This is a genomic window from Herbaspirillum sp. B65 (assembly GCF_000333555.1).
In the GTDB taxonomy this organism is placed as follows: Bacteria; Pseudomonadota; Gammaproteobacteria; order Burkholderiales; family Burkholderiaceae_D; genus Herbaspirillum; species Herbaspirillum rubrisubalbicans.
Genome location: NZ_BADI01001032.1, coordinates 1 through 3,805 on the forward strand (window position 1 = coordinate 1; position 3,805 = coordinate 3,805).

A 3,805-nucleotide genomic window follows, 5' to 3' on the forward strand; every position below is an offset into this window, starting at 1 on the left:
GCTCTATGAGCACGCCGACTATGCGCTGTACCAGGGCAAGCGCGCACTGCGCGGTACCGTCACGCTCTTTTCCGCGCAGGACAAGGCCCAGATCCAGCGCAATGCCAACATCGAACAAGCCTTGCGACGGGCTGATTTCGAGCGTGAATTATCGGTGGTCTTCCAGCCCATCGTGCGTCTGGACGACTGCCAGCCGGTCGCCTTCGAAGCCCTGGCGCGCTGGCACAGTGCCACCAAGGGCGTGGTGGCGCCGATGGAATTCATCCCGGCTGCCGAACGCATGGGCATCATCAACCAGTTGAGCGTGACGCTGCTGAAGAAGGCGCTGCAGGCCGCAGCCGCCTGGCCCCCTGAGATGCGCCTGTCCTTCAATCTTTCGGCCAATGACATCAACACCAGCGAAGGCATGAGCGAGATCGTCAAGGTCATCACCGGCTCGGGTTTCTGTGCTTCGCGCCTGGATCTGGAAATCACCGAAACGGCGGTGCTGCAGGATCTGGAAAAATCACGCCAGTTGGTGACCTCCCTGCGCCAGCTCGGCTGTGGCATCACGCTCGACGACTTCGGCACCGGCTATGCCAGCTTGAGCCATCTGCACGCGCTGCCGCTGACCCGCATCAAGATCGACAAGAGCTTCGTGGCCGACATCGAACATGATGCCGTGAGCCACAAGATCATCAAGTCCTTGCTGGCCCTGAGCCATGACATGCAACTGGCCTGTGTGGTGGAAGGGGTGGAAACGCCCCAGCATCTGCAAAGCCTGCGCGAACTGGGTGCGGTCTATGGCCAGGGCTATCTGTTCTCGGTGCCGCTGGCCGCCGACCAGGTCCAGTGCTGGCTGGAACGCCAGGCCCAGTGCGGCTGTATGGGCCTTACTGCCTAGGCCTTGCGCCCATGGCGCACGGCATCGAAGTCCATGCCGCTGGCGCGATAGACTTCCTGCAGCGCATTGAGGATGTGGACATCGTCGGTGCGCACCAGCAGTAGCGCCTCGCAGGACCAGAACACTTCCTGTCGTCCCGCTCCCACGTTGGGATCGTCGCGGTTGGTGAGCATGTCCAGCCAGCTGCTGTCGAAGTGGACATTGGTTTGCTTATATTCCAGGATGAAGTTGCCGCTGGAGGGGCCGGCCTCATCATCCATCACCCGCAACTCCAGTTGCTCGGCAGCCAGGCCCCGCTCGCGCAGGGCGTCGTAGGCTTGCTGGGCGGCCACCAGGGTGGGGAAGGGGAAGGCCGCCACCGCCGGCTGCGGCGTATTTTCCATTCCACTTTTTGTCCCATTGGTTCCACTCATCCCATTCATCCCGTTCATCATCACACCTTGGCTGCTTGACCGGGCGTCGCCGAGCGCACCAGGAAGTCGCGCGTGACGGTGGGCAGGTGGTTGAGCATCCAGCTGCTCATGGCTTTTTCCTGTTCCAGGATGGCGCTGCAGATGCGTTCGGTTTCGCTGTCGCCGGCTTCGCGGGCGGCGGCGATGAGCGAGGTGTAGCAGGCGATCTCCAGGTTCTCGAACACATAGCCGGCGATGGCGCCCTTGACCACTTCATCGTGCTGGGTCATGCCGCCCGCAGCCTGGGCAAAGGCCGTCATGCGAGCAGTCATGTCCTTGAGCAGGGAGGCGCTGCCATTCAAGCGCTTGATGCAGGCTTCCACCTGCTGCTGCTGGCCCAGGGTCTCCTGCAGGTGCGATTCCAGGCGCGCTTTCAGTTCGGGATAGTGATCGATGCGGTTGGCTTGCGCCTTGAGCATCTGTTCGGCTTGCTGTTCCATGGCGTGGGCATCCTTGAGCCAGGCCAGCAGGTTTTCGTTGACGTCGGTAGTCATGCGATTCTCCTTGTGATTCTGGTAGAGGCCTGGCCCCTCACGTAAGGCTAGGCGGGGCCAGGGAAGGCAGGGTCGACCTCAGGGTTGCTTGGCCTTGAGGTTCATCTCGGGATCGGCCGAGCCGATCTCGGCCCCGGTCAGCGGTTCGCCATCCTGGGCCGAGGCGGTGCGGGCGGCCATCTGGTCCAGCACGGCCTGCTCATCGGCGCTCAGTTCCACGCTGGCCTGGCCATCGCCGCCATCGACCGGAGTGAGGGCATCGGCGCCATCCAGGCGTTCCCATTGCTGGCCGTCATTCCAGGGGCCGGTCTGTTCGCCCACGCCTTGCGAGAGATTGACGTAGACCTTGGAGAAGCGCGGATCGCCAGGCAGCTTTCCCGGCGGGAAATTGGGGCGGATCGCATAGAGCGCCTTCTCGAACGACTTCTGATGCGCGATCTCGCGCGTCATCAGGAAGCCCAGCGCTTCCTTCACGCCGGGGTCGTCGGTGAGGTTGATGAGGCGTTCATAGACGATCTTGGCGCGGGCTTCGGCGGCGATGTTGGAGCGCAGGTCGGCGGTGGGTTCGCCGATGGTGTCGACGTAGGCCGCGCTCCAGGGAACGCCGGCCGAATTGACCAGCGGTGCGCCGGCGCCATAGAGCACTTGCGTGACGTGGCTGTCGTTGCCGGCACCGGTGATTTCCTTGTAGAGCAGGCCTTCTTCTTTCACGCCTTCGGCCAGCTTGCCCTTGGCACCCTTGGTGAGCATGACCACGATATTGCCGATCACTTCCAGGTGGCTCAGTTCTTCGGTGGCGATATCGAAGAGCATGTCCTTGCGGCCGGGGTCATCCTCGGCAATGGCTTGGGTGAAGTAGCGGCAAGCGGCGGCCAGTTCGCCTTGCGGGCCGCCGAACTGTTCCAGCATCAGGTTGGCCAGCCCGGGATTGGGGCCGGCGACGCGTACCGTGTATTGCAGGCGTTTGTTGTGGGCAAACATATCGGTCTCCTTGTGGGGGCGGGTGAAGTGAAGGAAAAGGGAAGCCATGCCCGGCGCATGAGCTGCGCCGCGTGGGCTTGGTGCGATCAACTGAAGTTTCATGCTAGGAGGGAAGTGCTCTGCCATACCATCGGCAGCAGCGGAAATTGCGCGGTGATCGGTGACGCTCAAGCGTGTCGGACATCCTTAGCGCGACAAGGCCTGCCCTGCGCGGCAGTGGCCGTGACCGTCGGACGACGACAGGGTAGAGATTCAGTGTTAGTCCGATGGGAGCCGCGCGGGCGGATCGCTAGACTGGCGCGTATCAAGCCGCATTGCGCTCTTGCTTTTTTCCTGGTGCAGCAGTGCGCTTCCCCATCCCGGTGGCTTGCCCCTCCGTTAGAACCAAGGACCCGTATGCTGCGCAAAGTCGAGCCTTCCGCTTCCACTGTCATTGCCTCCCTGGACCCGCCGGCCTGCAATCCGCAACAGGCGATGCGCCTGAGCTGGCCGCTGGTGGCGTCGGGCGTGCTGCTGGTGGCCTTGGCGCTGGGCTGGTGGAGTGCCCAGGAGCCACGCATCTGGCGCGCCTACTGTGGTGGCATGGCGGCGGCTGCCGCCACGGCCGCCGGCACGCTGCCACTGTTCTTTTCGCGCCGCTTCTCGCCGCGCATGTCGGACTGCTGTACCGGTTTTGGCGCTGGGGTGATGCTGGCCGCATCGGTGTTCTCGCTGATCTTGCCGGCCCTGCACAGCCTGGAACAAAGCGGTGCCGGCCAGCAGTTGGCCAGCCTCGTCACCGGCGCCAGCGTGCTGGTCGGTGCGCTGCTGGTGCTGGTGCTGCAGCGTGCCGGGCACGCTCATGATGAGCTGGCGCAGCAGGCCGCATTGCGGCGGGTCTGGCTGTTCGTGCTGACGGTGGGCTTGCACAACCTGCCCGAAGGCTTGGCGGTGGGCGTGGCGTATGGCGGGGTGTCTTCCGAGCAGGCTTCGGTGCTGCCTTCGCATCGCCTGCA

5 protein-coding genes are annotated in these 3,805 nt (G+C 63.7%); 2 read left to right on the plus strand and 3 right to left on the minus strand.

Features of this window, described 5'->3' with window-relative positions; all coding sequences use genetic code 11:
• Positions 1-883 (plus strand): EAL domain-containing protein (locus tag I5W_RS24310; RefSeq protein WP_044531180.1); only part of this gene is annotated, 883 nt, incomplete at its 5' end.
• Here I5W_RS24310 and I5W_RS24315 read toward each other — a convergent pair.
• The 3 genes from I5W_RS24315 to I5W_RS24325 all read right to left on the minus strand — a co-directional run bounded on the left by I5W_RS24315 (position 880) and on the right by I5W_RS24325 (position 2,810).
• Positions 880-1,266, minus strand: a complete 387-nt coding sequence (locus I5W_RS24315; RefSeq protein ID WP_044531181.1) for a hypothetical protein — start codon at positions 1,264-1,266, stop codon at positions 880-882. The two genes, I5W_RS24310 and I5W_RS24315, sit on opposite strands and share 4 nt — an antisense overlap.
• Before the next feature lie 50 nt (positions 1,267-1,316).
• On the minus strand, positions 1,317-1,829 hold the full coding sequence (locus I5W_RS24320; protein ID WP_017455308.1) for a ferritin-like domain-containing protein: 513 nt from the start codon (positions 1,827-1,829) through the stop codon (positions 1,317-1,319).
• A gap of 78 nt (positions 1,830-1,907) precedes the next feature.
• The gene (locus tag I5W_RS24325; RefSeq protein ID WP_044531182.1) at positions 1,908-2,810 is read right to left on the minus strand and encodes a manganese catalase family protein; all 903 of its coding nucleotides are present in this window, start codon (positions 2,808-2,810) and stop codon (positions 1,908-1,910) included.
• Positions 2,811-3,206: 396 nt separating this feature from the next.
• Between I5W_RS24325 and I5W_RS24330 the strand changes: the two genes are divergently transcribed.
• Positions 3,207-3,805 (plus strand): ZIP family metal transporter (locus I5W_RS24330; protein ID WP_044531183.1); only part of this gene is annotated, 599 nt, incomplete at its 3' end.